This window comes from Mesorhizobium sp. M1088, assembly GCF_040318575.1.
Lineage (GTDB): Bacteria > Pseudomonadota > Alphaproteobacteria > Rhizobiales > Rhizobiaceae > Mesorhizobium.
This window is the reverse complement of record NZ_JAMYMO010000015.1, coordinates 26518-51935: the sequence shown is the minus strand read 5'-3', so window position 1 is coordinate 51935 and position 25418 is coordinate 26518. Positions and strand designations below refer to the sequence as shown.

Annotated in this window: 20 protein-coding genes and 8 pseudogenes; 18 read left to right on the top strand and 10 right to left on the bottom strand. The window is 57.3% G+C overall.

Translation table 11 applies throughout. From position 1 onward, the window contains the following. The first annotated feature begins 120 nt into the window (after positions 1-120). Complete coding sequence (locus NKH49_RS18990) at positions 121-1449, top strand: hypothetical protein (protein ID WP_352642565.1); 1329 nt, start codon at positions 121-123, stop codon at positions 1447-1449. 374 nt (positions 1450-1823) lie between these two features. On the opposite strand, the gene NKH49_RS18985 is transcribed toward NKH49_RS18990, so the two are convergent. Further along, positions 1824-2138: a WGR domain-containing protein gene (locus NKH49_RS18985; RefSeq protein WP_352828971.1), complete on the bottom strand. Its 315-nt coding sequence runs from the start codon at positions 2136-2138 to the stop codon at positions 1824-1826. Here NKH49_RS18985 and NKH49_RS18980 point away from each other — a divergent pair. Further along, on the top strand, positions 2034-2273 hold the full coding sequence (locus tag NKH49_RS18980) for a hypothetical protein (RefSeq protein WP_352642586.1): 240 nt from the start codon (positions 2034-2036) through the stop codon (positions 2271-2273). The genes NKH49_RS18985 and NKH49_RS18980 overlap by 105 nt on opposite strands. Positions 2274-2289: 16 nt before the next feature. On the opposite strand, the pseudogene NKH49_RS18975 reads toward NKH49_RS18980, so the two are convergent. Together NKH49_RS18975 and NKH49_RS18970 are read right to left on the bottom strand one after the other, a co-directional pair. Further along, a pseudogene (locus tag NKH49_RS18975) lies at positions 2290-2563 on the bottom strand (HU family DNA-binding protein). Positions 2564-3172: 609 nt separating this feature from the next. Further along, positions 3173-5737, bottom strand: coding sequence for a caspase family protein (locus NKH49_RS18970; RefSeq protein ID WP_352927294.1), 2565 nt, complete (start codon positions 5735-5737; stop codon positions 3173-3175). A 147-nt stretch (positions 5738-5884) separates the two neighbouring features. Here NKH49_RS18970 and NKH49_RS18965 point away from each other — a divergent pair, with 147 nt between their 5' ends. Then, positions 5885-6205, top strand: coding sequence for a hypothetical protein (locus NKH49_RS18965; protein WP_352642569.1), 321 nt, complete (start codon positions 5885-5887; stop codon positions 6203-6205). A 218-nt stretch (positions 6206-6423) separates the two neighbouring features. On the opposite strand, the gene NKH49_RS18960 is transcribed toward NKH49_RS18965, so the two are convergent. Then, positions 6424-8373 carry a C1 family peptidase gene (locus NKH49_RS18960; RefSeq protein WP_352927291.1) on the bottom strand — a complete coding sequence of 650 codons (1950 nt, stop codon included), beginning with the start codon at positions 8371-8373 and terminating at the stop codon, positions 6424-6426. A gap of 963 nt (positions 8374-9336) precedes the next feature. On the opposite strand from NKH49_RS18960, the gene NKH49_RS18955 reads away from it, so the two are divergent. The 4 genes from NKH49_RS18955 (at position 9337) to NKH49_RS18940 (ending at position 14967) form a co-directional block, all read left to right on the top strand. Continuing rightward, complete coding sequence (locus NKH49_RS18955) at positions 9337-10857, top strand: hypothetical protein (protein ID WP_352642573.1); 1521 nt, start codon at positions 9337-9339, stop codon at positions 10855-10857. Between the two features lie 86 nt (positions 10858-10943). Beyond that, on the top strand, positions 10944-11804 hold the full coding sequence (locus tag NKH49_RS18950; protein ID WP_352642575.1) for a matrixin family metalloprotease: 861 nt from the start codon (positions 10944-10946) through the stop codon (positions 11802-11804). A gap of 1056 nt (positions 11805-12860) precedes the next feature. Then, positions 12861-13310, top strand: a complete 450-nt coding sequence (locus tag NKH49_RS18945; protein WP_352642577.1) for a Ros/MucR family transcriptional regulator — start codon at positions 12861-12863, stop codon at positions 13308-13310. Between the two features lie 892 nt (positions 13311-14202). Further along, on the top strand, positions 14203-14967 hold the full coding sequence (locus NKH49_RS18940) for a hypothetical protein (protein WP_352642579.1): 765 nt from the start codon (positions 14203-14205) through the stop codon (positions 14965-14967). A gap of 1144 nt (positions 14968-16111) precedes the next feature. On the opposite strand, the gene NKH49_RS18935 is transcribed toward NKH49_RS18940, so the two are convergent. Further along, positions 16112-16426, bottom strand: coding sequence for a hypothetical protein (locus NKH49_RS18935; RefSeq protein ID WP_352642581.1), 315 nt, complete (start codon positions 16424-16426; stop codon positions 16112-16114). Further along, a pseudogene (locus NKH49_RS18930) lies at positions 16423-16622 on the bottom strand (transposase); the annotation flags it as partial. The gene NKH49_RS18935 and the pseudogene NKH49_RS18930, both read right to left, overlap by 4 nt. 149 nt (positions 16623-16771) lie before the next feature. Between NKH49_RS18930 and NKH49_RS18925 the strand changes: the two are divergent. From NKH49_RS18925 to NKH49_RS18910, 4 genes and pseudogenes are all read left to right on the top strand, one after another. Then, positions 16772-17551 carry a hypothetical protein gene (locus tag NKH49_RS18925; protein WP_352927286.1) on the top strand — a complete coding sequence of 260 codons (780 nt, stop codon included), beginning with the start codon at positions 16772-16774 and terminating at the stop codon, positions 17549-17551. Beyond that, positions 17552-17734 (top strand): hypothetical protein, encoded by a 183-nt coding sequence (locus tag NKH49_RS18920; protein ID WP_128287783.1) that lies wholly within the window; start codon positions 17552-17554, stop codon positions 17732-17734. It begins immediately after the preceding gene. Positions 17735-17761: 27 nt separating this feature from the next. Then, positions 17762-18163, top strand: a pseudogene (locus NKH49_RS18915) (transposase); the annotation flags it as partial. A gap of 95 nt (positions 18164-18258) precedes the next feature. Then, a pseudogene (locus NKH49_RS18910) lies at positions 18259-18607 on the top strand (hypothetical protein). A gap of 284 nt (positions 18608-18891) precedes the next feature. On the opposite strand, the pseudogene NKH49_RS18905 reads toward NKH49_RS18910, so the two are convergent. Then, positions 18892-19851, bottom strand: a pseudogene (locus NKH49_RS18905) (IS481 family transposase). Positions 19852-20057: 206 nt separating this feature from the next. On the opposite strand from NKH49_RS18905, the gene NKH49_RS18900 reads away from it, so the two are divergent. Beyond that, positions 20058-20393: a hypothetical protein gene (locus NKH49_RS18900; protein ID WP_352643517.1), complete on the top strand. Its 336-nt coding sequence runs from the start codon at positions 20058-20060 to the stop codon at positions 20391-20393. Positions 20394-20494: 101 nt separating this feature from the next. Then, on the top strand, positions 20495-21232 hold the full coding sequence (locus NKH49_RS18895; protein WP_352643519.1) for a hypothetical protein: 738 nt from the start codon (positions 20495-20497) through the stop codon (positions 21230-21232). A 324-nt stretch (positions 21233-21556) separates the two neighbouring features. Here the strand turns inward: NKH49_RS18895 and NKH49_RS18890 are convergent, their stop codons facing one another. After that, a complete protein-coding gene (locus NKH49_RS18890) occupies positions 21557-21922 on the bottom strand; it encodes a hypothetical protein (RefSeq protein WP_352643521.1) in 366 nt (121 codons plus the stop codon). Positions 21923-22101: 179 nt separating this feature from the next. Between NKH49_RS18890 and NKH49_RS18885 the strand changes: the two are divergent. From NKH49_RS18885 to NKH49_RS18870, 4 genes and pseudogenes are all read left to right on the top strand, one after another. Then, positions 22102-22283 (top strand): annotated as a pseudogene (locus NKH49_RS18885) (adenylyltransferase); the annotation flags it as partial. 33 nt (positions 22284-22316) lie between these two features. Then, positions 22317-22537, top strand: a pseudogene (locus NKH49_RS18880) (transposase); the annotation flags it as partial. Between the two features lie 89 nt (positions 22538-22626). Then, positions 22627-23581: pseudogene (locus NKH49_RS18875) on the top strand (IS701 family transposase). Continuing rightward, positions 23578-23958, top strand: coding sequence for a transposase (locus NKH49_RS18870; RefSeq protein ID WP_352927281.1), 381 nt, complete (start codon positions 23578-23580; stop codon positions 23956-23958). Before NKH49_RS18875 ends, NKH49_RS18870 begins: the two are co-directional and overlap by 4 nt. A gap of 148 nt (positions 23959-24106) precedes the next feature. Here the strand turns inward: NKH49_RS18870 and NKH49_RS18865 are convergent, their stop codons facing one another. Next, on the bottom strand, positions 24107-24463 hold the full coding sequence (locus tag NKH49_RS18865) for a hypothetical protein (protein WP_352642639.1): 357 nt from the start codon (positions 24461-24463) through the stop codon (positions 24107-24109). 83 nt (positions 24464-24546) lie between these two features. Beyond that, positions 24547-24783 carry a hypothetical protein gene (locus tag NKH49_RS18860; RefSeq protein ID WP_352642641.1) on the bottom strand — a complete coding sequence of 79 codons (237 nt, stop codon included), beginning with the start codon at positions 24781-24783 and terminating at the stop codon, positions 24547-24549. A 296-nt stretch (positions 24784-25079) separates the two neighbouring features. On the opposite strand from NKH49_RS18860, the gene NKH49_RS18855 reads away from it, so the two are divergent. Next, positions 25080-25331, top strand: a complete 252-nt coding sequence (locus NKH49_RS18855; protein ID WP_352642643.1) for a DUF982 domain-containing protein — start codon at positions 25080-25082, stop codon at positions 25329-25331. The last annotated feature ends 87 nt before the right edge of the window (positions 25332-25418 follow it).

Below are 25418 nucleotides of genomic sequence, written 5' to 3'. Positions count from 1 at the left end.
TAGCACCTACCACAAGTCGGAACGTCTTGCGGCAAAGCGGCGGCCAGCATAGCTTGCGCAACCAGAATCCGTTGGCTTCAATCTTATGCAGTTTCCATGACAAATTGACTAGGGGCCACAATGTATCGCGCGCTAAGTGTTGTCTGCCTGTTTCTGATGTTCCAGACCAACGTGTTCAGCGCTGAGATCGACCCAGCGCCCATTCCCTCCGGTCGCCTGATCGTCTTCGTGAACGGGATCAACTCAGACATCGAGGGCACGTTCAAAAATACGATCACCGGCGCCTTCTGGCCCAGCCTCATGCGCGATGATGAGGACAACGTCTTCGACCGTGCCGACATTCTGGTTTATCCAATCGTGACGGATTTCGGCGGGGACAGCCCGCGCATCACGGATATCGCTGACAAGCTCGCCACTGACCTGAACGACACGCTCAAGCCGTACACGAGCGTGCTCTTTGTCGCGCATAGCCTGGGTGGCGTGTCCTGCGTAGATACCTTCTGGTCGAAAGCCGGAAGGAAGGCGGGGGCATCACCTCGGACAACCGCATCAAGGGACCTCCTGCTCATGGGGACGCCTATGAACGGCGCTGGCATAGCAAACTTGGTAAGCGGCATATTCGCGAGCAAAACCCTTTGGCAATTGGGCGAGAGCGACGATCCGGATTCCTTTCTCGACACGCTGCGCGACGAGTGGATCGATGAGGGAATGGTGGCCCGCATCCCAACAGAGTGCGGCTATGAGACCGTTGGCGTGACCGTCCCATTCCTATGGTGGGAGGTGAGGACAGGCGTCACAGTGGTCACGCCGGACAGCGCATCAACGCTTTGCACGACCGGTGTCACCGGACTTGCGCAACTAGACCATTTCGGCATCGTGAAGCCCGCTAATTTCGAAGCGCAGCCATATGGGTTGGCCGTCCGGTGGTATCAGGAGCTCTTTGACGATCCTGAGGAGAAAATCACCTCCGGCGACGTGGTCGTCGCCAATTGCGAAGTTGATCGCTATGGCAAATTGCTTTTCGATAAGCTGGCAAAGTTGCTCTATGACAACAGCATCAGCATGCGCTTTTCTCCGCGGCTGCCGCAGGACTGGAGCACTGACACGCCGAATTCGTCGATTTGGACCGGGACTGAGCCAAGACTTCTTGTCATCCACTACTCCTGTTTTCAGGACGAGGACGGGGTCGATGATGATGTGCTGGAGGAACGCCGCGTAGATTTCAACGAGCTGCTCGCAAGCCTGGCAAACACCGACGTGAAAATCCTGATATGTTCTCGCGCATTCTGGGACTATCCGACCTTTGTGCAGGAAAACATCACCAGGGCGAACCGCGAGGCATTCAAAGACGTGCGCCTCTTGATGCTGCCCCTGCGGCATGGCGTTTCCATCGGGCCGGACGACATCAAACGGTTTGAACGGTTGGTCGACCAGGCCCTCGCGAACTAAGCCAAAGGTCCGTTTGGCCCCTACAACATGGGACTTCTCGCCGACATCGACGCCAAGGGCACTTGCGCCCTTGCTAAGCGTTCTCCTGCCAGAGACGCCGTGAGGCGGCGGCGCCATGATTGTGAAGAGAACGGATGGATCAACTTCGAATGACGATGTCCCGACGGGCGCACCGGCGTCGTTCCCCTATGATCGGACCACCATCGAACGCTTCCGGAAGAGTTTTCCCCGTGCTCGCTGGAGCTATGAACTCAAGGCCTGGTTTGTCCCGGGAAAGATCGCGGCTCGGCGCTTCAATCGTTGGATGGAGCAAGAACTCGCCGGATCGAGCGTGCATGCTGACAGCAGAGGACGCGACGCCTACGCCTTCGATCCTATCGTTTCCAAGTACCTGCTCGTCCAACAGGATCGGCTGGAGGTGCAAACACCATATTCTCGCTCGGTGGTAAAAGTAATGCGCGAGGTGCCGTTTGCGTCCTGGAATCCCGAAAGGCGGGTTTGGACAGTCCCTTAGCCGCGCAGCCGCTTGCCGTGCAACAGCTCGAGAAACAGCCCGAGGGCCTCCCGCTCATCGTCGAACACGAATGCTGGACGGTGCGGCCGGTCGTTCCGATCCGCCCCCATCGGCGAACCAGGCAGGCGTGGCCGAACAGGGTTTCCTCGATCGACAGCGCGTAGAAGCGGGGCATGTTCCGGCCCACGTCACGGCGTTCGATATAGAGGCGATACTGCTGCGCGATCATGGCAAGCAGAATCGCGCAGCCGGAATCCGGCGTCCAATGATTGGTTTGAATCACCGGACCCGGATCGATTCATTTCTGTGATGTGTCGGCGCGAACGTCAGCCGTTCAGCGCATCCTTAACCGCCTTCGCCGGTGTAAAGGAGAGCTTCTTGGAGGCCGCAATCTTGATCATGGTGCCGGTCGAAGGATTACGGCCCTCGCGCGCCGGCGTGTCCTTCACCTTGAACTTGCCGAAGCCAGCAATGCTGGTCTCCGCACCCGAACGTCTCTGAAATCTCATTGAACACCCTTTCGACGACCGCCTTGGCCTGCGCCTTGGTCAGGTTCTGCTCGGCGGCGATCTTGTCGGCGATTTCATTTGTTGTCGTCATTAGGTTCGACCTTCTCTGTTGATGGGCGGCGAACCTAGAACACTATTGTCAAGCTGACGATACCGACAATCTGCTTCATCGCCATCGTCGATTTCAATACGAGAATCGAGATTGCATTCGTCAGCCAATGGCTACGAAATGCGCTATCGGCAAATCAGAGTTCGATCTCAGCTGGATCCAGCGAGTCGATCATCGCAGGCGGGTCGAATCCCTCCGAAAAAACGGCGATCTCGGAAAGCGTGATCTTGTGGGCGGCAAGGGTCGCGAGACGGGGTAATGCTAGCGGCCTGCCTTGTATTCCTCCAACGCCGTCTGAGGCCCGCGGGACAGGTAATGCGTTTCGATGCTCCTGAGCCACTCGTGGTAGGAAGCCCATTTGGGTGTCCGATAGCGATGGAATATCTCGTCTGGACCGACGTGGGTGATCCGCACCCACGCGCTCCATTCTCGAGATGCCGGATAAAGGCCAGAGCCGCCTCAACGTGGCCGTCCGCGACTCTTTTAAAATCTTCGGCTACGCCGCTCGAGGCTATCTGAGCCCATCGAGTTCGAGGAGAAAGCCATGCTAGCTTAATTTAACAGCGTGCCCGAAAAACCGGCAGCAGGCCACTATTCGCAGAAATGATCCAGTTCAAACTGGTAATCGCCAAGCTGCTTGCGCGCTGCTAGGACCGCATCGAGACGCCAGAAACGGGGACCCTCTACGATACGAGCGTCTTTTAGCCCGTCGAGCTTCGTTGCGATCGACAGGGCGCGTAGGAGAACTGCCCGTGCCTGTGTATCCGATTTCGAGTCCTGGAGCGAACGCACGAGGTCAAGGCCGGTTGGATCGTCCATCTGTCGCAGCTTGTGCGCCAGCGCGCGATAGACGATGTCAAGGCCCGCATAGGACAAGTGGTTGGACGCGTACCTTTTGAGCAGGTCGATTGTCGCCGACGTGCTGCCGTGATCGCTCTTCAGCGACGCGGACAGCGCCTGCGCTACGGAGACGTCGGTGACTTCGATGATTTGTACGCCTGTCAGTGGATCGGCAGCGCGCGGCGGCGCTATCTGTACGTCGTAGGCGACGCCTCTTTCCAGACCTGAGACCCAGCGATCGGGCATGGGCGCCCAGCATGCAAGGTCGATCATTTCGGATGCATACGCCGCGATATCGCGCTCATCCTTGATGCTATCGTCGAGTCGCGAGACCAGTCGGGCCAATGCCGCGGTGCTGAGGAAGCGACCCTGCGCGGCAAGCACGCGTGCAGCTAAACCAGAATCGAGAGGGAGGCAGCGCGGGTCTTTGCCTGTTGTGTCAAGCGCACAGTTCCACAGCGCAGCGGTCCACTCTTTGCTGAGGGGAACCACGCGCGCAAATCTCGGCAACCAGATGGCGTCTGGATAGAACATCTCGCCATTAAGGACGAACAAGCCAAAACGCCGAATGATCAGGTCGAGGTCTCGTTCGTCGAGTTCGCCGCGGCGAGCAAGCAACAGGAGGGGCGGGAGCGACCATGAACGAGTGGCGTCCCCTTCCGCCGCCTGTCTCTCAGAGTCTTTCGCCATCAGCCACATCATCAAGCCTGCCGCGCTGCCCATGCCGGAGGCTTCCGGGCCCGCGGCAAAATATTCGACAATTTTCATCGACAGTTCACACCAACTCATTCCGCACTTGGCCAGACGCGGAAACACTGCGGTGTTAGGTGCGACGGCAAGCTTGGGGCTTCGTGCTATCTCCTCGACGAATCGCAATAAGGCAAGCCAATCCGCCGATTTGACCGCTCCGCGTTCAGCGCGAACGGAGATCAACAATACTGCCGCTTCCAGTGAGCGTCGCCTCGTGTCCTCATCCCCGAGCTCACGATAGGCCAAGGCAAGGCCCGCCAAATAAGTCCGTATTGCCTGGTCGGAAAGCCCCGAAAGCCCGTAGTCGGCGATCGTCTGCACGTCTTCGACGGCGTAGAGGTCGACGATCTCGGGGCCATTCAAAAGAAAATAAGTAGGGGGGCAGGACCGTGCCCGATCGAGCAACGCAGCTTCGAGTGCAAACTGATATTCGCGGATTCGATCGCGCCGAATGTTTGTCGCCTCGCAGATACTGGTCATGTCAATGCGTGACGAGACGAAATCCATTCGGCGGGCAGCTTCCTTGGATAATTCGGATGTCAGCCGAAACTCCCAGTTTTCTTGATCACCTACCGGGTGATTGACCAGCCCGCCTAGGCCGCCGCGCATCAGGGCGGTTCGGGCGTTGATCCGCTCCTCGTCCCAGCGAGGCGAAGCGGGCTCAAGATCGTCGACTGCGACTGCCAACTGGACACCCGATCCTACCGCAACGGGAAGCAACGAGGACATCCAGGCCGGGCCGGGCCGCAACTCGATCCAGCCGTTCGGCTGAACAGCGATGTGGTACTGCAGGAAGTAAAGCAACAGGCCGATTGTAGCGGCGATCGTTACACCCCAGCCAAACACACGTCTGATTCTGCCGGCCAGCGCTCGTCGCGGTTCCGGTGCAGAAGGAGGACCGATTGTTGCATCAGACCAGGAAAGCTCAAGATGGCCAGCGCCATGCAGCTCCGGCGTCTGCATGCGACCGCCCGCAAATAGATAGGCGAGCTGTTCGGTGCGCTCCCTTGCGAACACAAGAAGCCGCGACAGGTCACTCGATAGCGATACGCCAAACGGCGTTGCTATTGTGGATTTGCGCAGTCCGGCGAGCGCGAACAGTCTCTTGTCGACGAGTGCCTCGTGCAGCGCGATCGTGAACAAACCCCTGCCAAGGGCAGGGTGCTCGTAGGCCAGTTGCCGCGTGGATGCGCCAGCAAGGATCAGGACATTTTCGTGGCCAATTTGTTTTGACAAGGACGCTTGAAAATCTTGCGCGACGCCGCCGGCATGGCAGAAGTCAAGTACCGCCGATACCTTGGCCGGTCTGGCAAGCATGACCAGATCGGCAAGATCGCTGCCCGCCAGGTCAATCCCATCAGGACGAGCGTCATAGGTACAGAACCAAGTCTCTTCCCCAGTCTGGTCACCATGACCCGAGAGCACCAGAATGAGTTCGCATGCTTGCTGCCCCTCCCTGGACCCTATGTCTCGAAACATGGTCTCCAGCGACTTGCGCGTAAGATCCTCATCATGGAGACCGGTGGGCGGATCGCTGGAAGAGAGAACGGCAATTGCATTGGCCAAGGAAAAGGCTCCCTCCACAGAATAACGCAGCCGAGACCGCGAACTCATGTAGATGGGACTGGAAAAGCGATCGGCAGCTATACTACAAACATATCTGGACTGGTTGGCAGTCGAACTGGAGGATTGGACATGAGTGGCGGAGTAGCGTTGACCACTGCGCTGAGCGTTTTCCTGGTTGGCCTTTTTGGGGGCTTCGTCGCCGAGCTTGTTCATTGGTATGGCCTAAAGACAAATCCACGGTTTCCAGAGTATCTAAAAAGTGCACCGTACTGGATTATCACAGCGCTGATGATATTTGTCTCGGGTGCTTTTACTTGGTTGAATTTTGGAAGCCAAGCGCAGGCATTGACGGCATTCCAAATTGGACTCTTGACCCCTCTCATACTACAGAAAGTAATCTCTGGCGCTGCCGGCGCGGAGACCGCGCGCTCACCACGGGCCAATCTGATGGATTTCTTTCGCGGTTGAAAGACCCGCCTAGCGGCAAAGCTCAATGTAAGCCGAGGCGGCCCCCCGCTTCTTGCCGATCCATAGTCGACGATCACAGCGAGCGGGAAGCCGCAGGCAGGTGGCCACCAAGTGTTGCGGTTCGTGGAGAGTAAGCTCCGTGAGCTCTGAACTCCGTAACCTATCCAGGCGTATCAGCGTAGACGGACTGGCCCACCGGGACTTAGGAAGCATGGGCTTCACTTCGCTGCGGAAGGCTGGCCGAGCTTTTGGTCGAGGGACTGCCTGAATTCTCGCTTTTGTATGTTGGAGCCAGTCGGCCTACGCTTCGCGAGATCCTTGGCTATCTTGGTTACGGAACCATCGAGCACTCGATGCAGCGTTGACAGTAATGTCCCTTCGTCGTTATCGAAATCGCCGTGGTGCCTTGCTTTAGAGGCTGGACCCGGAGCTAAATTCCACTGCTTGGTTGTTCCGTCGAATAGCGTCCCCAGCGCATCTTTGGCAAATCTTTCCATGCCGAGGATAGGAACTCCGTCCTTTAGAGCAGGGATGTGAGGTGTTGTTTCAAACGCGTTGCTGACAAGATAAAGCAGCGACTTATGATAGATGCCGGCGCAATCGTCGTCCTGCTCCGTTGGGTCGTCAAGCGTATAAAGATCGAATTTCTCGATCATTCCCTTCTTGAGCGCTGGCAAATAGGTCTCATTGAAGAGCGCGACTGTGCACGCAGGCGCCCAAAGACTGACAGTTTTTAAGGGGATTTTGGCCTTGGCGAATTTTGAAACGACCGGGGCATGAAATATCGATCCGGCGCTATGTCCGACGAGATGGACCTCATCAATCTCACCGTCCTTGTGGAGCTTGATGAGATGGTCGGTTACCAAGTTCGCCGAGCCAAGTTTCTCTTCCGTCGCCATCCGCGCGTTTTCTTTCATCTCGTCCCACAGCGCTTTACCTCCGAGGTTTCGCGCGCCGACCTCCAGAGTGTCGTCTAGCCTGTCGAGCATGAAATCTTTGGCTTTGTCCAGGAGGCCTTCGTCCCGCCGACGCCCAATTGCGTCCCTCAATATGTTTGACAAAGTCGTCCAAACGTCCGAGCGCCAGATGAATGAGAGAGGATAGACCTGCGATTGAAGCAACGGCGCGAGATTGCTTGAAACCGTTTGCACCGCAGCGTCCTGACCGACCAAACCGCCGTGAGCATAGAGCAGCACACGCCTAGTTTGCCATGAAGACATGGCGCGCGGCATCCGCTCAGTTATCAGAGTTTTCAACCCAGCAGGGGTTAAGCCATAGGTGCCCTTGTCGTCCAAGACACCATTGTTCTTCGACGTGATGATGTATGGACGAAGGTCTGCATAAACCTGGCTTTGGTAGCTGCGCGGAGCGTCCGCTCTCATGTTTGCGGTAGCAAGCGACGAGGTCAGGTCGACGGGTGCGCCGAGTGACGCGACCCATACGTCTGTGCCGTTCGCGAGCCAGTCCGTGTAGGACAGGTTTGCCAGCCCTTTTGCGCCCCACTTTTCCCCCCAGCTGTTTTGAACCCAGAAGCCTCGGCGATTGTAACCTACGATCGCAAAGGCGTGCCCGCCAATCTGCCCGGGACGATATTCAATATTCTCCTGTTCCGGCTTGACCGACTGCCATCCGTCGTGAACGCGCGCCGTGGCATACAAAATGCCGGTTTCGTTAATCGCCGCGTGCATGCCGACGAGGTCTTTGTGATTCACGCGAAAATAAGCGCCGAGCGGACGAGCAAGCGCGTCCGCAGACCGCTTTTCCTCAACAGTGGGATCGGGATCGCGTTCCTTCCAGAGCGCATAAGCGCAAAGACCGTGCTTGAACCATCCCTTCATGGCTCCCCTCGCACTGGATCCCTCGTAATTTTGCCCGGGCCACTCATCATAACGCTTGGCCATCGCGTAAAGCATCCAGGCACTTACTTCGTCGGCCGCCGGATTCCTTTCTCGGACCCTCAGGAGATAGTTTGCGACCGTCGCCAAACCGAAGCCGGTGCATGCGCCTTCTCGGCCCTGATCCAGGACGGGTATGCCAAGGCCATAATAGGCGCTGATATCACTTTCGGGTGCGACACGGATAAGTGTCGGCGTAAAGATTGCATCTCGGAAGTCAATCGTGTCAGGCAGTGTGTCGAAGGTTCTCTTTGTAGCTGCAGCCCTTGCCATTTCCCCACCCATGATCCCGGAACGTAAGTGTGCGTCAGTCGCCGGTCACGGCTGCGCAATATTCGGTGAATGCATTGACATTTTCCATATAGATCTGCGCCCGAGGGCCACTCCCGTTGTAGGGGGATAGAATTTTTGGAGGCAGATATCAAAGTCGCACCACTGGCGGTCCCGAAAGAACTGCTCGTCTGGCTTCACTCCTTGCAAGTCGTACTTAAACCTTCTGTAGCCGTTGTAGACCCCGCGGACGATCCGGATGACGCTGAAGCCTACGCGTTTTATTCGCTTCTTCGATAGGCATCGCAGTGAAATCAGGTCCGAATGCTTGGGTGTTTCTTGGGAAGGCGGTCCGCGGTGCGCCGCAGTAATCGCCGCCTGCGTGAAAAAAACATTAACGTTAGACGATCTCGTGGACCGACATCTCGTCAATCCAGCTAAGCATCTCCTGGCATACGATCGCGCATAAATGCTCGACCCCGTAAGCCTTGCGGTCCGCCACAATACTCACGCCAAACGCAAGGTCTGAACGCAGTTTATTCTGCAGAAAACGTATTAGCCCTCGAACATAACTAAAGAACGAGTCCCAATGAAAATCAAGACCCAAGCCATCTATGACAACATGAAGACGGTGGTATGGACAGTCGTCGTCGGCAAGGACCGCAACACAACAGCCGCTTCCGAATCCGAGACGGCCTCCACCCGCCTGAGCGTTTGCAGACACGCCGGCTTCAGCTGTTCTCGCGCTACTCCCGGACGTTTGGAGCTCGCTCATCATACATGTCGATTTCAGAGAAAACCCTCGATGACGCTCATTCGCAAATTCATATGGGGTCTTAACTGAATCTAGTGCGCTGATTTGTTCAAGGTGCACCCGCCAACTTCGACATTACGACAAATAGGAGTCGACTCGCCAAGCTTTATTGCTAATATAAGGAAGCGGAAATGAAGGGGTGGGGGGCGTCGATGGGTATCAATCTAGATATCCCTGGCATCTGGACGTACCGTAGCTTTCTAAATGTCCCGGGGAATGTTGGCGATTTTGGCAAACTGACAGTCTGGGAAGCCGAACTATCCCTCGAAGTTAGCGAGGACGGGCACATCTATGGTTTATTGGGGGAGCGCCCAGAACTTTGTGTAGGTACCGAACCCTACTTACTCGTTGAAGGCACCGTTATACCTGGCAACCCTGCGGTGATCAGCTGGCGTGCCAAGGGCAAGCCTCAATCCGAGTATGACGGCTGGACCTACGACTACCGGGGCTACCTATCCCCCGAGTGGCCGGACGCGCCGCGCAATCGCCCAACGATCGTAGGGACCGTGACGCGCACCGTGGCCCATAATGGAGCGCCGGCGGGTTCAGTGTTCTCTTTTGTCGCGGTCAAGTCGGATTTCCTTGAACCACGCAAAACGATACCCCTAGTGAAAAGCATCATCGACATGATGAGCTCGGCAGAGCATCGCTACCATCATGCGCTTTGGCACGCTTCGCGCGACACATGGGACAACCTGAGCGACCCCAAGAAGGAGGCTCTGCGCGCAACCGGTTGGCAGCCTGGCCCAAAAACCAAAGAGCGAGCAAGTCTGTCGGCCGATCGACTTGCCAACGGTTCGGGCGAAGATTTTTTCTACATGCACCGGCGCATGGTGAAGGAGGTTCGAGCTATGGATCCCTCTGTCGGGACCTGGCGACGTCTGCCGCAGCAGCAGTTCCCCTCGTCGTTTGCGCCCGAAACGAAGGCGTCGCAGATTGGCAATCTCGACGGATACTCCCTGCCGCCAGCGTGGCTCGTGCCGGGTGACCCTGACACGACGAATTGGCTGTTCGAATTGAGGAAAACCTCAACGCTTTATGGCCGATTCCAGGCATGGGAGGCGCTTTATACCTCCGCGGACTACCTCGCCTCCCTGTCGCTCGGCGAGCTTGGTTCACGGATTGAGTTCACCATCCACAATTGGATGCATATGCGGTGGACCTCGGTGACCCGCGACCCTACCGGTGATGTGGCCAAGCGCGGTTTGCCGCTTCCCAACGGCCGCGACGCACTAGACTTCGATGAAAAATGGCTGGATCCCGAGTACGACTATCTAGGCGAGACTTTTTCATCCCATATTAATCCGATTTTTTGGCGGCTGCACGGGTGGGTCGATGACCGCATCAACGACTGGTACCGCGCCCACGAAGCTGTGCGACCTGGAGTGGTCAAGCCAATGACCCTTGACGGTGTGGAATGGTTCGCGGTCGACGGGACTTGGGTGAAGAACGACGAGCCATGGGAGGGAGCGCGTGCGTCATCATCCCCAACCCATCACGCTGGGCACAATCATCCTGGTCACTCGGGACGGGTCTTGGATGTGCCGACGATGCAAGCGGCCTTAAGGATTATTTACGGCCCCGAACCGGACGCTGCGCCTTCAGCAATGGAAGACCACGGGCAGGCTTTGCCCGGGACGCGGGCAAGCTGGTTTAAGAATGTCCCAGCGTAAAAGGGTTTAGCGGGGCGCTGCAAGTCGGGAACTCGGCGGCCAAGATCGCCGAATGCGTTTCATCACGGATGGGGAGAAACTTTCATATGGCACGGACAAAAGAAACGACACTATCGCCCGCGAAGTCCACCAAAGCCAGCGTTTCGCCGGAACTCCGGGACGATAAAGCCGCCGAGCGCAATACCAAGCCCCTTGTCCACGTCATCCGCGAGGGTGTCCGCTGCGACACCGAAGAACGCGGGCACAAGACCCCAAAGGGCAAATCCCCGTTAGAAATCGTCGTCGACGCCTCAGAAGGCTTTATTCCTTTGTGGGCAAAAGGAACAACGCTGCGCTGGAAGTTCCGTGAGAGCTCCGTGCAATCGTTTGCAGATCCCGCCAAAGTCAAGGCTCAAGTTGAGGATTTGTTCGCGAAGGCCATTCTTGCTTGGGGCGATGCAGTGCCAATCAAGTTCGCGCAGCGAGACGACGCCTGGGATTTCGAGATTGTGGTGAAACACAGCGACGACTGCGACGTCAACGGTTGCGTACTGGCCAGCGCGTTCTTCCCCGACGGCGGTCGGCACGTCGTGACTATCTATCCCAAGATATTCGGACAAGACCCGACAGAGCAGGTTGAGACCTTAGTTCACGAAATCGGTCACATTTTTGGCCTTAGGCATTTTTTCGCGCAGGTCAGTGAGACCGCTTGGCCCTCCATCATTTTTGGGACGCATAAGAAGTTCAGCATCATGAACTACGGCGCGGACAGTAAGTTGACCGCAGACGACACTGCCGACCTGAAGAAGCTCTATTCACTGGCTTGGAGCGGCCAGTTAACAGAAATCAACGGAACCCCGATCAAATTTATGACGCCGTTCCACACGAGTGGCGAGCCGACAGAAATCATCTCGGCCATGGAACCTGCGCAAACCTTAGCCAGGGTACAGCAGCTTTTGTCGCCCTGAGATTGATACGGCCAACTTCTATCATTTCGAGAACCTGCGGCCTTAGGTGGATAGGAGCAGTAATATGATTTCGCTCGTCGTCTTTGTCGCATCGGTCGCTTTGGCGGTTGTGATTTTGACGCTCTCACCGATGAAGGTCTTGCAAAAGGCCGTCACAGTCGGAGCGGTGATCTTATTTCTCTGAAATATGTTACCTCGCTGGTGGCGCTTTCGTCAGTCCCTTCTTGCTTCCCTCGAATGAAGCTATCGGTGCGACCAGCGATGTCATCAATCTGGTAGCTGTTCTGATTGGGACCATAGGAGCGGTATCTGGGGAGCGTCTATTTTAAAGGCGGTGGCACCGCAAGATTTACCGTTGCGAGTTTCCTGCCTCCGCTTTGCTGCGCCCCGCTAACCCTGATTCCAATTCTTAAACTGATTAGCGGGAAGGACGATTTGACGTTCCTCGGTGTAACGACGCTTGCTGTAACTGCTTATCAAGCGCGATTCTTCTGGGAACGCTTGCTAAAAGATCAGGGAGAGATGGGCGAGGCACCATGATACTGCGGGCAACTGTCCAGTTTTCTGAGGAAGCTCCTGCGCGCGACATTCGACCCTGCGGCCCAACCTCTTCGTATCGTGCTTATTGCAGGGGATAGATCATTGCCCGAATTTTTCGGACGGACAGCAATCGCTTGAGCCAGCTGCGCATGACTTCGTCTTGCTGACGAGTCTATATAAGGACGCGCGGATGGGCTCGATCCCGACACCTGCAATCCGATTGATTCGCCTCTCATTCCCGCCATGCACAGTTCCGTCTGTGAGAGTCTGGCCGGGGGCCCAGGCGAAAAATCTGATTCAGATCCATCGTGGACATAGCGATTGGAGCAGGGCGCCCAAGCTGGACGATAGAGATGTACTTTCACGGAAAGTAGTTGTGGAAGGGGCGACAAAGCTGATGCAAGTCCTTCCCCCGTCCAGACTTTCAGCCTTTGGAAAGCTGATTAGGCTGCTGATTTCCTTGCACCGTCGGACTTTCCTCAATACGAACGAGAGGCAACAAAGGAGTTCGAACCATTGACTGAAGAAGCCGATCGGCGTGATGCTGAATTGATTGAATTGACTGCGGATATCGTCGCCGCGTTTGTCCAGAACAACTCTGTCCCGGTTGCGGGACTGCCTGACCTCATTGCTTCTGTGAATTCCGCCCTCTCGGCGCTTCGGAAGCCGGCGGTCGTCGAGGCGCCAGCTCAAACACCCGCGGTCAATCCGAAAAGGTCGGTGTTTCCCGACTACATTATTTCTCTGGAAAACGGTCGCCAATTCAAGTCGATGAAGCGCCACTTGGGCTTGCTTGGAATGACACCCGACGAATACCGGTCCAAATGGGGACTTGCCAGAGATTATCCGATGGTGGCGCCAAACTATGCCGCACAGAGATCGGAACTGGCGAAATCGATCGGATTAGGTCGGAAACCTGGTGCATCGGTTAAGAAGGGGCCAGCGAAGCGGAAAGCTAAGGTTTAGCCAGACCTCCCGCGATCGCGCAATTATTTGGAATAGCCAACCCTGGTATCTTTCACGGTGGCGGACCCCAACCCGCTAGGCCGACGGCCCCCATAAGCTTCCTTCCCCACCCGCCCCCAAGAGGTGTCGGCCCGCTTCCTTTTACTTTACGTGGGGAACTTGGCAGCGTCCGTTAAACTAGGTTTAGGGCAAGGAAACGGAGAACGAAACGCGACGGCACTCACCCCGGGAATCTCGTCACCAGAATGGCTGGCTCGATCGCTGCATGGATGAACGCTGCCGGGGGCAAACGCGCCTCCTCAACCGCTTCGAGGGCGCCGAAACAAGCTATCCAAGCCGCGATGTGCATCTTGCCGGTTTCTTGTCGGTACAGTAGCGGCGTCGTCGTTTCCGCGATGCGCCAACCAGAAGTCGAAGAATCCGAAAGTCAGAGCCTTCGGGGCTAAACGCGACGCTGCCAACAGTTGTGACCAGAATTAGAAAAAATAACTCCGGCAACGACAATCGCTGCGGAGCTATATTGCCAATATCACACACTTGAGTGATGATGGCCTAGAAGAGGCTAGGGGGCTTCATAAACTTTTCCGTCATCGAGTGCCGTTCAGGCACAAGGATTTCATTGGAATCGCATCTACCTTCTTTATCGCCGAAGCGGGCATTTAGATTTTATCATTAGAAGGCTACGGCTGAGCATAGGGGGTAAGTCGAGGAGGGAATTATGTCCCTTCCCGAAAAGCTTATACATTTTTAAGTCTGAGCATTGGGGATGGTATCTATGTGCTTCTGGCGCTGCGTGCTGACGTCTGTCTTCTGCCTTGCCCTTGCCGACTGCGGAACGTACGTTCCGAGCACTCGCGAATGGCCCAACGCAAACACGCTTAAAGAAAGCGACATGATCAGCACGATCATCAGAAGCGTTGGCTGCGAGCTTAGTTACACCATAACGCAAGTGATAGAGAATGACAGAAGAGACGCAAAATATCGAAAGACACAACAGACCTATACCGATTTCCTCAACAACTGGGGCGTTGAGGTCGCCATCAACCTCACGGTTGTCGAAAAGACATCGGTGAACCCGACGGTCCTTCTTACTCCACCTTCGGGCCCTTCATCGATATTCACTGCGGCTGCTGGACTAGCAGGTTCCGCTGAAGCGACCCGTCTGCAAAAGACGAACGTCTTTTTCACTGTGGCGGATTTGTACAGGCCCCAGTTTTTCTCCGTCGACTCCACTAAAAGAGGGTGCCGCGACCCCCTTGGAAACAAGGAAGGCTCCCTCCTTGTCGACAGTGACTTGAAGCTGTCCTCACTTCTTGAAGGTCGCATCGGCGCCACGATACTCAATGTTGCTGACAGCCCGGGATCCAGCGTGCCGATCACCGGACAGAAAAACGTGCTTTCGCAAACCGTGTCCTTCAAGATCGTCACTTCCGGTTCGATCACGCCGACCTGGAAGCTCGTTCGGGCGAGTGTGAACCCCTCCGGAACATTCTTCAGCACAAATCGCGACCGGACCCACGAACTCGTGTTCACGTTCGGCCCGCTTGATAAATCGGTCAAGGGAAGGCCAACGGGCCTTACGCCTTTGGCCGAGGCTACGCATCTCAATACTCAGCTTCAGACCGGGCTCAGAGGCCTGGTCAGTCCCCTCCAGTGAAGGTGTTGTTCGATGGGAAAATCAAGGAAAACAGTTCCCGAAGCGCAGAAAGCTGACAAAGCCAAGTCGCGTACCAAAAACGACAAGAAGACAAAGAGTCAGGAACGCCTACATTTTCAAGCGTTGGTCAGTGTCGGTGCAGAGGACATAGGCCCCCCTGACCAGATTTCCAGGATCAAGGAGGCTCTGAGTTCCAATCAGCTTGATGATCACATGATAACGGAGCTCATGCTTCATTGCGCTTCGGTGTTGGCTTTCAGGCGCTCTCAGGCAACTGGGTTGAAAGAGCCTTCGCCGGTCGACGGCAGCTGCTACAAGGGGGTAGGCGGAAGTGACCAAGTTACCATCTGGTCGAACGGGTTTGCTGTCGAAACCTGTTCCCGACAAGAGGCAAGAGATCGGGGAATCCCCGCCTGCGGATAGTCCTTAGGTGCTCGGACTGGTGTTAGAGAAGATCTGCGGCCCGAATTAAGGGAGCGTCTTTGCAGAAGAATAAGCCTTTCGGCTAGGGGGGCAAATGAACAATCATGTTTAACCGCAACACTAATTGTGCGGTTGGGGGCATAGAACATGACGTCAATTTCGTGGACGGTCATCGGGTGGGGTATTTCGGCCGTTTTGGCAGTATATCTATGGGTTGTTCGGCACAAACAGCCTGTTGGTGGTGCCGTCGGTTTCTCAACGTACATCGCCAACCAGAAAAGCTCCGGTGATAAGGACGTTGAGTTTCTTGCGGGCGAAAATCCCTTCGGCAGAGATGGTGCTGGGCGACATTTATACCAAGATTGATGCGATTTCTGACGCTGATGAGAAGCGACGTCTGCGGGGCTCTGGCGGGTAAAGCACCCGTTCAGGCCCGTTTCTTTCTGGAACGTCATGAACCACACTGCGGAATTTGCAGTCATCGGCCAAGATGCTGGCTCAGGGGACACTGCGACATTGCTCGCATGTGTCTATTCAAGCTGTCCCGCTCCGGATTTCGGTCTTGGTCGCTATTGTGATCAGTCTCTTCGTAACGGCGGTCGCAAATGCTGCTGGCCAACACGCCGGCGCATTGCAAGCAGACAACAATTCCAATCCTGTTGTACGGGCTCATGGTCTGCTATGCCCTCGGGAGCGAGGACTATCTGAACAACCTTTTACGTTAGCAGGCTGTTCTTCGTCGCCGTTGTGGTAGGCGAATGTGATCTCGATCGAGCCGTCGTCGAGCCAATTCGGCCGAACCATCGCCGGTGACTTCATCCATCTCGTCGAAGCCGGCCCATGTGAAGAAGATCGTCGAGGGGCTGTAACTGAGATCGAGGCCGGCTTGCAGGGCGCCAAAGGCGATCTCGCCATGGTTGTCGGCTCCGACGGTGATGGTTGCGGGTCTACCGAGGTTCAGGTAGCTGCGATCCCACAGATCGGCTTCGATGATCCGCCAGGGGCCGACCAGTTGGCAGCCCGCGGGCGCGGTCATGCCGGCACCGCCAGCAGCTTCGGCAATCGCACCAGATTGTAGGCGGCGGCAGCGAAGGTGAAGGCCCACTCGACGCGGTCGCGACCGCGCAACTTGTCTTCTCCTGCCCGGCGACCGTCTTGATCCAGCCGAACGCCTCTTCGATGCGCTTTCTGACGCGCTGGCTGACGGCATAGCCGCCGTGCCGCGTCGTGCGCCCGTTCCCTTGCGCGGTGCTCCCCCCGCCGGTTCCCGCATGCCGGGTCAAGGCGTGACCCAATCCCCCTGTGGCCTCCTAATGTTTTGGAAAAGGACCGCAGTATGATAATGTTATGCAGGAATACTCGAAACAATAAGGCTTCGACTATGGCCCGGAAATTGTCCGCTCTACTGCTTTGCCTCCCCATCGTGGTCTTCTCATCAGTCAAGGCTGACGCCGACTGGTTTACTGATCCTTTCAAGGATCTAAAGGCGATAAAAGAAATAGGTCAGGTATTAACCAATGCAGTGCAAGATGTAGGTAATACACTGTCCAAAGGAGTTAAGGCAAGTCGGATGTTCAGCGGACCAGGAGAATACCCTCCTGAAGATTTCGGGGCATACGGCATTTTAGCATTTCCTGCTAAAGCTTCTGAGTTTGACAAAGATAGACATCTTAAGGTGTGCCAGGCATATCTCAATAGTTTTGTCTCTGCTTTCAACTTAGATCTGTCGCCAGCCAACCAGATGGTTACAGTTTGGCCGATAAATGATGATAATATTTCCGACAAACTCAACGCGGGATCAAAGAAGGAAGACTGCGAGGTAGTTGTTTCGAATTTTGGTCTGTCCATGTCAACGGTCGCAATCGATTCCGCTAGGCGCGCTGGGTGGTCGCCTGACGGGAAAGGACCATTTTTGATTGCTTGGGCGCCAGGGAAAAGCATACGAGACGAGAAGCCAATAATCTTGTACGAGGACATGTCAAAGTTCGAAGAATACGGTGATTTCGTCGCCGCGATGAACGCCTGGAAGGGCGAGATACAGGGTGACAACGATTTATTTAAACCAGGATGGAACTTGGATAATGTCAAGAAAAAGATACGAGACGTATCAAATAAATACGGCAAGGAGATTGCGTCTGCTTTCGGCATCAAGGGCGGATAGATGAACTTCTTACAGTACGGTTCGGCCGGAGCTATTGGGTTCTTGATCGGCTTGGCTGCTGTCGTTTGGATTGAAGATCTAAACGCTGGGGGAATTTTTTTGATTATTGCTTTTTGCGTTGCTGTAGCCACTATTATTTTTGCTTTGGCCAAGTTACTGTTGGGAACTGGCGGCGCGAAGTAGGACGATGACTAGCAGACTGTTGAAAAAGTGGCTCGTGTTGATCTCGAGGCTCGGGTGCGGCGCGATCATCCGTTGCGCCGCATTCGGGCGATTGTGAACGAGGCACTGGCGGCGTTGGAGCGGGACTAGGCGGCGCTGTATTCGCCGATGAGGCGGCCTTCGATCCCGCCGGAAAAGCTGCTGCGAGCGATGCTGCTACAGGCGTTCTACTCGATCCGCTCGGACGGCTTTTGATGGAACGGCTGGAATACGACCTTCTGTTCCGCTGGTTCGTCGGGATTGGCGTTGACATGCGGCCTGGGATCATTCTGTGTTCTCCAAGAACCGCGACCGGTTGCTGGAGAGGGCGACATCGCTGCAAAATTCCTGAGCGCGGTGCTGACGCAGCCCAAGGTCAAGAGGCTTCTGTCGACGGATCACTTCTCGGTCGCCGCGGTCGCGACCGTGTCGGATGGGCCCTCACCTTCGCAGCCGCTGCCTAACAATCTGGTGCGACTGCCAAAGCTCATGGCGGAGACCGGCTGATGGCCAAGGTTCCCAGCTTCGCCAAGGCCGTTGCCGGCCGCTGGCGCATCGTCGAGATGGATGTTTGGGATAACGACTTCCTCGATTTCGTCGAGGAAGCGCATCTGACATTCAAAGGCTCGGCGGATGGCGAGATCGCCTTCGGCGCGCTCAAGGGCTTCCTCGATGTCCGATATGGCACCCGCGATGGCTCAGCCTGCGCGGAATTCTCGTGGCAGGGGCATGATGAGAACGACCAACCCAGCCTGTGGCCGCGGCTGGGTTGTCTTTGGAACTGCAGGCCGCCTCGTCGACCATTTCTACGCCCACAACGCTGACGAGTCAGGCTTCGTTTGCGAAAGAGCCTGACTTCTTCAACGGCCTGCTAGTTTACTTCCCTGCCGAAAATTTCCCTAGCTTGGCATACATACGGAAAATGAGATCGTCGCCTACCGCGACTAGTCGAGGAAGGCATCGACCCCAAGAATATATCTCAGCACAGTTCGGACAGTCTGGTGAGCGCTATGCGTCAGCGGATCAGAATGGAATGGCACGGATCGGGTTGGCGCAGGAACTCTGCTCTCCTCTTCGGACTATCGCCGTTTCTCCAAGCTGATCGGCCGGGGCGAGGTGAAGACTGCTTTCATTCTTAGCTAGCTGTGGAGCCTCAGCAGGTTGTCCCGATCGAAGCCGAGGCGGCTGATGGGTGGTTTTGATTGTAAGCTGCCATGTGGCCTGTGCCAATTGTAGCGATGAAGCCACCATGGCAGTTCGGCGGTGCGTTCATGAGAAGTGTTGTAGGCTCGGGCGTAAGCCCATTCACGCAGGCTCGTCTGGATGAAGCGCTCAGCCTTGCCGTTGGTTTTGGGCGTGTAGGGCCTGGTGAAGATCTGACGCAGACCCAGACGCTTGCAGGCTGTCCGGAAAGCTTTTGACCGGTAGCATGAACCGTTGTCGGTCATCACGCGCTGCACTTTGATGCCGACGCTGGCGTAATAAGCGATGGCAGCTTCGAGGAAGGCGACAGCGCTCTCCTTGCGCTGGTCGGGCATGACTTGGACGAAAGCGACGCGCGAGGCATCGTCGATGCAGACGTGGACGAATTCCCAGCCGATGCCAAAGATGGCGGTTGACCGCGCCAGGATATCGCCCGGTGATGCGGTGCCCCACAGAGCCGATCCGGCCGAGCTTCTTGATATTGAGATGGATGAGCTCACCGGGATGCTCGCGCTCATAGCGGCGCACCGGCTCGGCCGGTTCCAGGTCTTTCAGCCGCGACAGGCCGGCGCGTGCCAGCACCCGGCTCACCGTCGCCTCCGACACGCCGGTTTGCATGGCGATGTGCTTGCCGGTCAGGCGCTGCCGGCGCAGCGCCACGACCGCATCCGCCACCGCGGCTTGGGTTCGCTTCGGGCTTGTCTTGGCCGCGAGGAACGGTCGAGCATGCCAGCGCTTCCCTCGATCCGGAAGCGCTCCACCCAGCGCGCCACCACCTTCGCCGTCACCCCGTATGTTCGCGCCGCATCGGCTTCGGAAAAACGGCCTTCAACAACGTCGCGGGCCATCTCCTCTCGACGCAGCGGCGTCAGACGGGCATTCTTATGGATGTTCATTCGGTCCTCCGAGAATCACTGAAGCTTCGATAACCTCAGCTTTCTCGGTCAGGGCCGAATGGACAACCTCCTGAAGGCTCACAGCTAGCTCGGCGGTTGCGAGGAGAATCTCTCTTTCAATTCCGGTAACCGACGCGCGGCTATCTGATTGCTGACGATCCCTAGCCGCACTTCAACGTGTACCGGCAATAGCCTATCTGTACGACATGACGCTGGAAGAATTCACTTCACATCTCAATGCCACCACTTTCTGGAAGGAGTTCACCTTCTCCGAAACGAGATTCTTCCCTCGTCCGAAACAGCAGGTCGAACTGGCGGACGGAATGGTGAAGATCGGATCATTGGCTATGGTGTTCCAGCTCAAGGAACGGGCAGAGGAGACGTCGGACCCTGAGGCTGAGCGACAGTGGTTCCGGAGGAAGGTGCTCCGGAAAGCGACGGATCAGATCAAGGACACGGTGCGATACCTGGCCGAGCACGAGGAGATCCGCCTCACGAACGCACAGGGCCACGAGATAGCGGTGAAGGGGGCGACCTCCTAGACCTCAAGAAGATCGTCGTCTTCCTTCCTGGCCGGCTGCTGCCTGCGGACTGCAGGGAGACCAAGTTCCACGTCTCGGCTACGGTGGGTTTCATTCATATCGTGGCCGCGCACGACTATCTGGGAATATTGGACAAACTGCGCGTCCCCGACGACGTGCGGCTGTACTTCGAATATCGAGAGTTGGTCCTGCCGCAACTGCGCGAGGCCGGCGTGGTCGTGGAGGAGCCCGACATCATGGTCGCGTTCCTGTCGGAGATGGACTTGCCGGAGCCTGGATCGATCGAGAAGTTGCGCGCCTTCGTGCAGGATCTTGGCGGGTTTGATCTTTCATACATCATGCGGGACCTCCAAAGTCACATCGTCAACCCTGAAAGGAGCACGGACTACTACCGGATCATGGAGGAGTTCGCTCGCGTCCCCCGATCCATCTGGCGCGAGTTCAAAAGGCGGCTTGTCGTGTCCCTCGAGGCTAGCAAGGCTGGAACACCTCGTCGACCATTCAGGTTCGCGTTCCCGATGACCGATTGCACTTTCATGGTCGCAAGTATGGATCCCGACTGGCCAGTCATTGGCGAGGACGGGATCAGGATGAGAACGAACGCAGTGAAACTGTTTACCCAAGCGGCGAAGTACGATCTCAAAACTCGGATCGGCGTTGGGCTGCTGATCTCCAAAGATGGCGACCACTTCCTGCTTGACTGGTGCCTCATAGACGAGCCCTGGTCGGCCAACGCCAAGCTGGAGGATCTACTCTCGACGCCACTGTTCGGCCCTGCTCGCGAGAGGGTGGTGGACAGCTACCACTTCCGTGGCGACAACGCCGAGCCCGGTACCTAAATCTCCCGTCGGCGTTGGATTCGTGGTCCGGAGTGCCCAGCCGACTTCTGCGTCAGGTGCTGATCTCCCTGGCAGTCATTCGTGGAAAAGCCGGCGCGGGTCTGGGTTTACTCTCCCGCGCCAAGCCTCTGGACCGCAGCCGAATGATCCCTTCTGGCGCGAAGTTCAAGGCGGTGAGAAACCAGACTTCTATGCGCCAATGTTCACGCTTCGTGCCTCAAAAGTCGCATAAATGGCAGTGTGGAATGCACAAAGCAGCAGGAGGAGTGGGGCCCCGTTCATAACGCGTAGGCCCCGCTAACATCGGCTGAGTCCGCAATTCAGCTATTCCGGCCGTGCTTCCGATGCGACAGCGTCCAGGAGCAGGGTAACCTCGACATTGACGCTGGTAATGGCTTGCGAGTGAAGGGGCTGATTGGCCCAACGGGCGATGGAGACTACCAATGGGTAGTCCTCACCCGGCACCTCGTGGATCTTGATCGACGTCCCCGTACGATCCAACAGCAGAAGCAGAGGAGTCATCCCCCCGTCCGATTTGCTCGCGATCGCGACAACTCGCTGAACATCCGCATGGCTGTCAACGCGAACATTGAAGAGTATTCGGCCTCCAGATTTATCGGCGCCGTCGCCTGCTACGGAATCGAAGCTGGCCGTTGGAAAATCTGCAGCTTGGACAATCATCTCGATCAAAACCGTTTCAAGTTGTGGCGTGCTACCCATCCAGCAACGTAGTCGGGAGACTCCCGCATAAATCAAGCAGGCGTCGTGGCGTATCCCCGGAGATCATCGGCACAGGCGGTCGGGCAATGAGTTTTTGTGTTGGTAGGGGAAGCATTCCAAGCAGGCGAGGTTCTACAGCTTGTCTCGGCCCCGAACTCACTCTGGTGTTGGCGCAGGCCCGGCAAGAAGCTCGCCCCTTGCTCGGCCCGACCGCAACCAAGAGCTTCTGCCGGAAATCACTGCGGAGCACGTTCGCCGCGCAATGTGCGATGCATTTTCTTCACTGCTCGATAAGGTGACAGGTGACGAACGAAACGTCCTACTGACACTCCACATCGGGCCGGATTCTGATTCAGGGCTTACCATGAGCCGATATGGTCTGACAGAACTTGAATGGTGATCGAGCCGCTGCTACCCAACAAACCAAGAGGTGTGCCGCGTGTTAATGATCGGCGCGTGCTGAACGGCATCTTCTGGGTGCTGCGCTCCGGTGCCCCATGGCGCGACCTGCCTCAGCGCTATGGCCCGCGCACCACCGGTTGCAACCGCTTCGTCCGATGGCGAAAAGCAGGTGTGTGGCTGCGCAGTAATGAGTCTACGGCCTAACACTACTTTGGCAGATTTTTAGCTCCGGGAGCGTTTCGAGGATTCCCAAGAGCCGTTTTGCGTGATTCATGAGAGGTCGGCTTTTGGAGGGGCCGGCCATGAACAGGGATTGGCAACTCGATCTGGAGCGGTGGCTTGAGCCGTTCGTCTCGGCGTTGAGGCACAAGACGCGTGCGCGGATGTGTCCGGCCTATATTGCTGGGCTGATTGGCCTTGGGGATCGCAAGAGCGTCCAACCGATGGCGGCGCGCGACGCAGGCGTCAACTATGACCAGCTGCACCACTTCATCGCGAGCGGCGTGTGGGATGCTGCGCCGCTGGAGAAGGTGCTGCTCGCGGAGGCCGACAAACAAGTTGGCGGGAACGATGCGTGGCTGATCGTGGACGACACCGCGCTCCCCAAGAAGGGGCGCCACTCGGTCGGCGTCGCGCCGCAATATGCCTCGGCGCTTGGCAAGAACGCCAACTGCCAGACGCTGGTGTCGCTGACGCTGGCCTCTGGCGAAGTGGCTGCGATTGTTTCTGCCCGAGAGCTGGACTTCCGATCCCGCCCGGCTCGACCGTGCCGGTGTGCCCGAGGACCATCGTGCCTACAGGACCAAGCCCGAAATCGCGCTGGCCGAGATCGACCGGGCTCGCGCAGCCGGCTTACGCTTTGGCTGCGTGCTCGCCGATGCCGGATATGGCTTGAGCGCCCCCTTCCGGCAGGCGCTCACCGAGCGCGGCCTTACCTGGGCCGTCGGTATCCCGTTCAAGCAGAAGGTCTATGCCGCCGACGTGGCGATGATCTTCCCCGTTGCCGGACACGGCCGCCCGCGCCGCCGGCATATCCCCGATGTGAAGTCGATGACCGCGCAGGCGATGCTGGAAAAAGCCCAATGGCGGACGGTCAGTTGGCGGCGTGGCACCAAAGGCCGCCTCTCGGCCCGCTTCGCCGCTGTCCGTGTCCGGGTTGCAGATGGCCACCCCAGCGCATCCGCGACATGGGCGCTCAGCATCTGCCTGGCGAGGAGGTCTGGGTGATCGGCGAGCACCGCTCGACCGGCGAGCGCAAATACTACCTCTCCAACTTGCCCGCGGACGCCTCGCTCAAGCAGATCGCAGGCGCCATCAAGGCGCGCTGGGTCTGCGAACAGGCGCATCAGCAGCTCAAGGAGGAACTTGGCCTCGACCACTTCGAGGGGCGCTCATGGACGGGCCTGCACCGGCACGCGCTGATGACGATGATCGCCTACGCCTTCCTGCAATCTCGCCGCCTCAAACAAGCGGGAGGGGGAAAAAAGAATCCTCGGCCCGCCGCCCCAACCGAGCCTACCCGCCGTCAGGCAAGCCATCCTCACCGCGCTCGCGCAGCCGCCCCCAATCCGTTGTCCCCACTGCTGCAGAACCCTCTCCGCTAAAAATCTGCCAAAGTAGTGCTAAGGTTTGCGGAGCCTCACGCCGGCGCCGCCGCCGTTCTCCGGGATGAACTCGACGCCGGCGGCCTAGAGGGCGATGCGCAAGGCAGCAACGGTTCGCTCTTGCGCTCGCGACTCCCGACCCTCAGTTTTAGCAAACGTAGGTGTGTTCAAACTCCGGGCGCCAAATCTCGACGCTGGTTTTGATCTCGCAGGTCCGGCCAGTTTGAGCGAGGTACTGCAGGGCGACAGCCTGGTGCGCCGCAACGACTGGATCGAGCTTTACCAGACCGACCGTTGCTCCGCTGATGATCGCCGGCGCGGCGATTGTCCCTGGCGACGGCGTTGTCATGATCTTGCCAAGGTCCGGACGATCGAAGACCCAGAATGAGCCGCCAGCGGTCTGGACGACGTGCTTGGGCGCGACAGAAGCGCTGTATGTTTTGAGCAAGTACCCGCTGTTCTGGCAACCGGCAATCACCAGAGCTGCGGCCAAAACCGCGATCATTCTTCCCCTGCCCATAGCGCTTTCCCCCGTCGCCTTGGGATAGAAGCATAGGCTATTTCCCAAGTCGATAGAACGGTTGGGCGTCAGCCGGGACAGGCCCCAAGCGCCTTGCAAATAAGCGAGACCAGTCTGTCGCGCGCCCGCTGGTGGAGAGCATCTTTTGGGCGCCGTGCAAGGAAGTCGTCGAGGCTCATCCAGTCGACGGGATTTGTGCCGGCGCCTGGCCGATTGAACTCCACATAGAGATGCAGCTCTTCAGGCAAGAAGACGACCCGCCACATCCCGCTGGGGTCGCTGGCGAGGCCATGGGCAACGGTCATGACGATCACTCCTCTGGCCCAGCTTCGCCGATCTGCACGCGAGATTTCCATCCTCAGAAATGAGTATTGACTTCCGTCTGCGGATGCCTGCGCCGGCAAGTGGCCGGTAGCGATAAGGACGGTTCTCGCTATTTGAGGACCGCAACGCGTTGGCGAGTCTAGTCAGAGCGATCAAGCCCGCGCTCTGGACGAGGTCCCATCCTCACAGAACGTTCGCCCACCGGGACAAACGTGACGCAACGGAATGGAGGTTTCGACCGTAAGCTCTTGTGGGGGTTGCGGAAGGAGACCTGTTTATGACCAGCGAACGAGACGTCGGCACGTTCGAAGAGCCCGTGACCGTTTTGCTGTCCTCGGGCAAAGTCAGTGTTTCGAGCACCCGCGAAGCCGCCGAAATGCTGCTTTACCGCTGGCCCATTGGAGAAACCGGGCGCCGCATCCAGGCTCGCATGGCGTGCATGAAGGTGCTCGGCGGCGGCAGCGCACCGGAGGTAGCGCGCGTGGCATTTCTCAACGCCGCCAAGGAAGCGAAAATCCTGAATGCTTGACATCTCGTCAACGCGTGCCCCACCACTGTCCATCGTGCATCACTCTTGCAGCGGCCATTACATTTGTGCAAACATCGTGCGTCGATC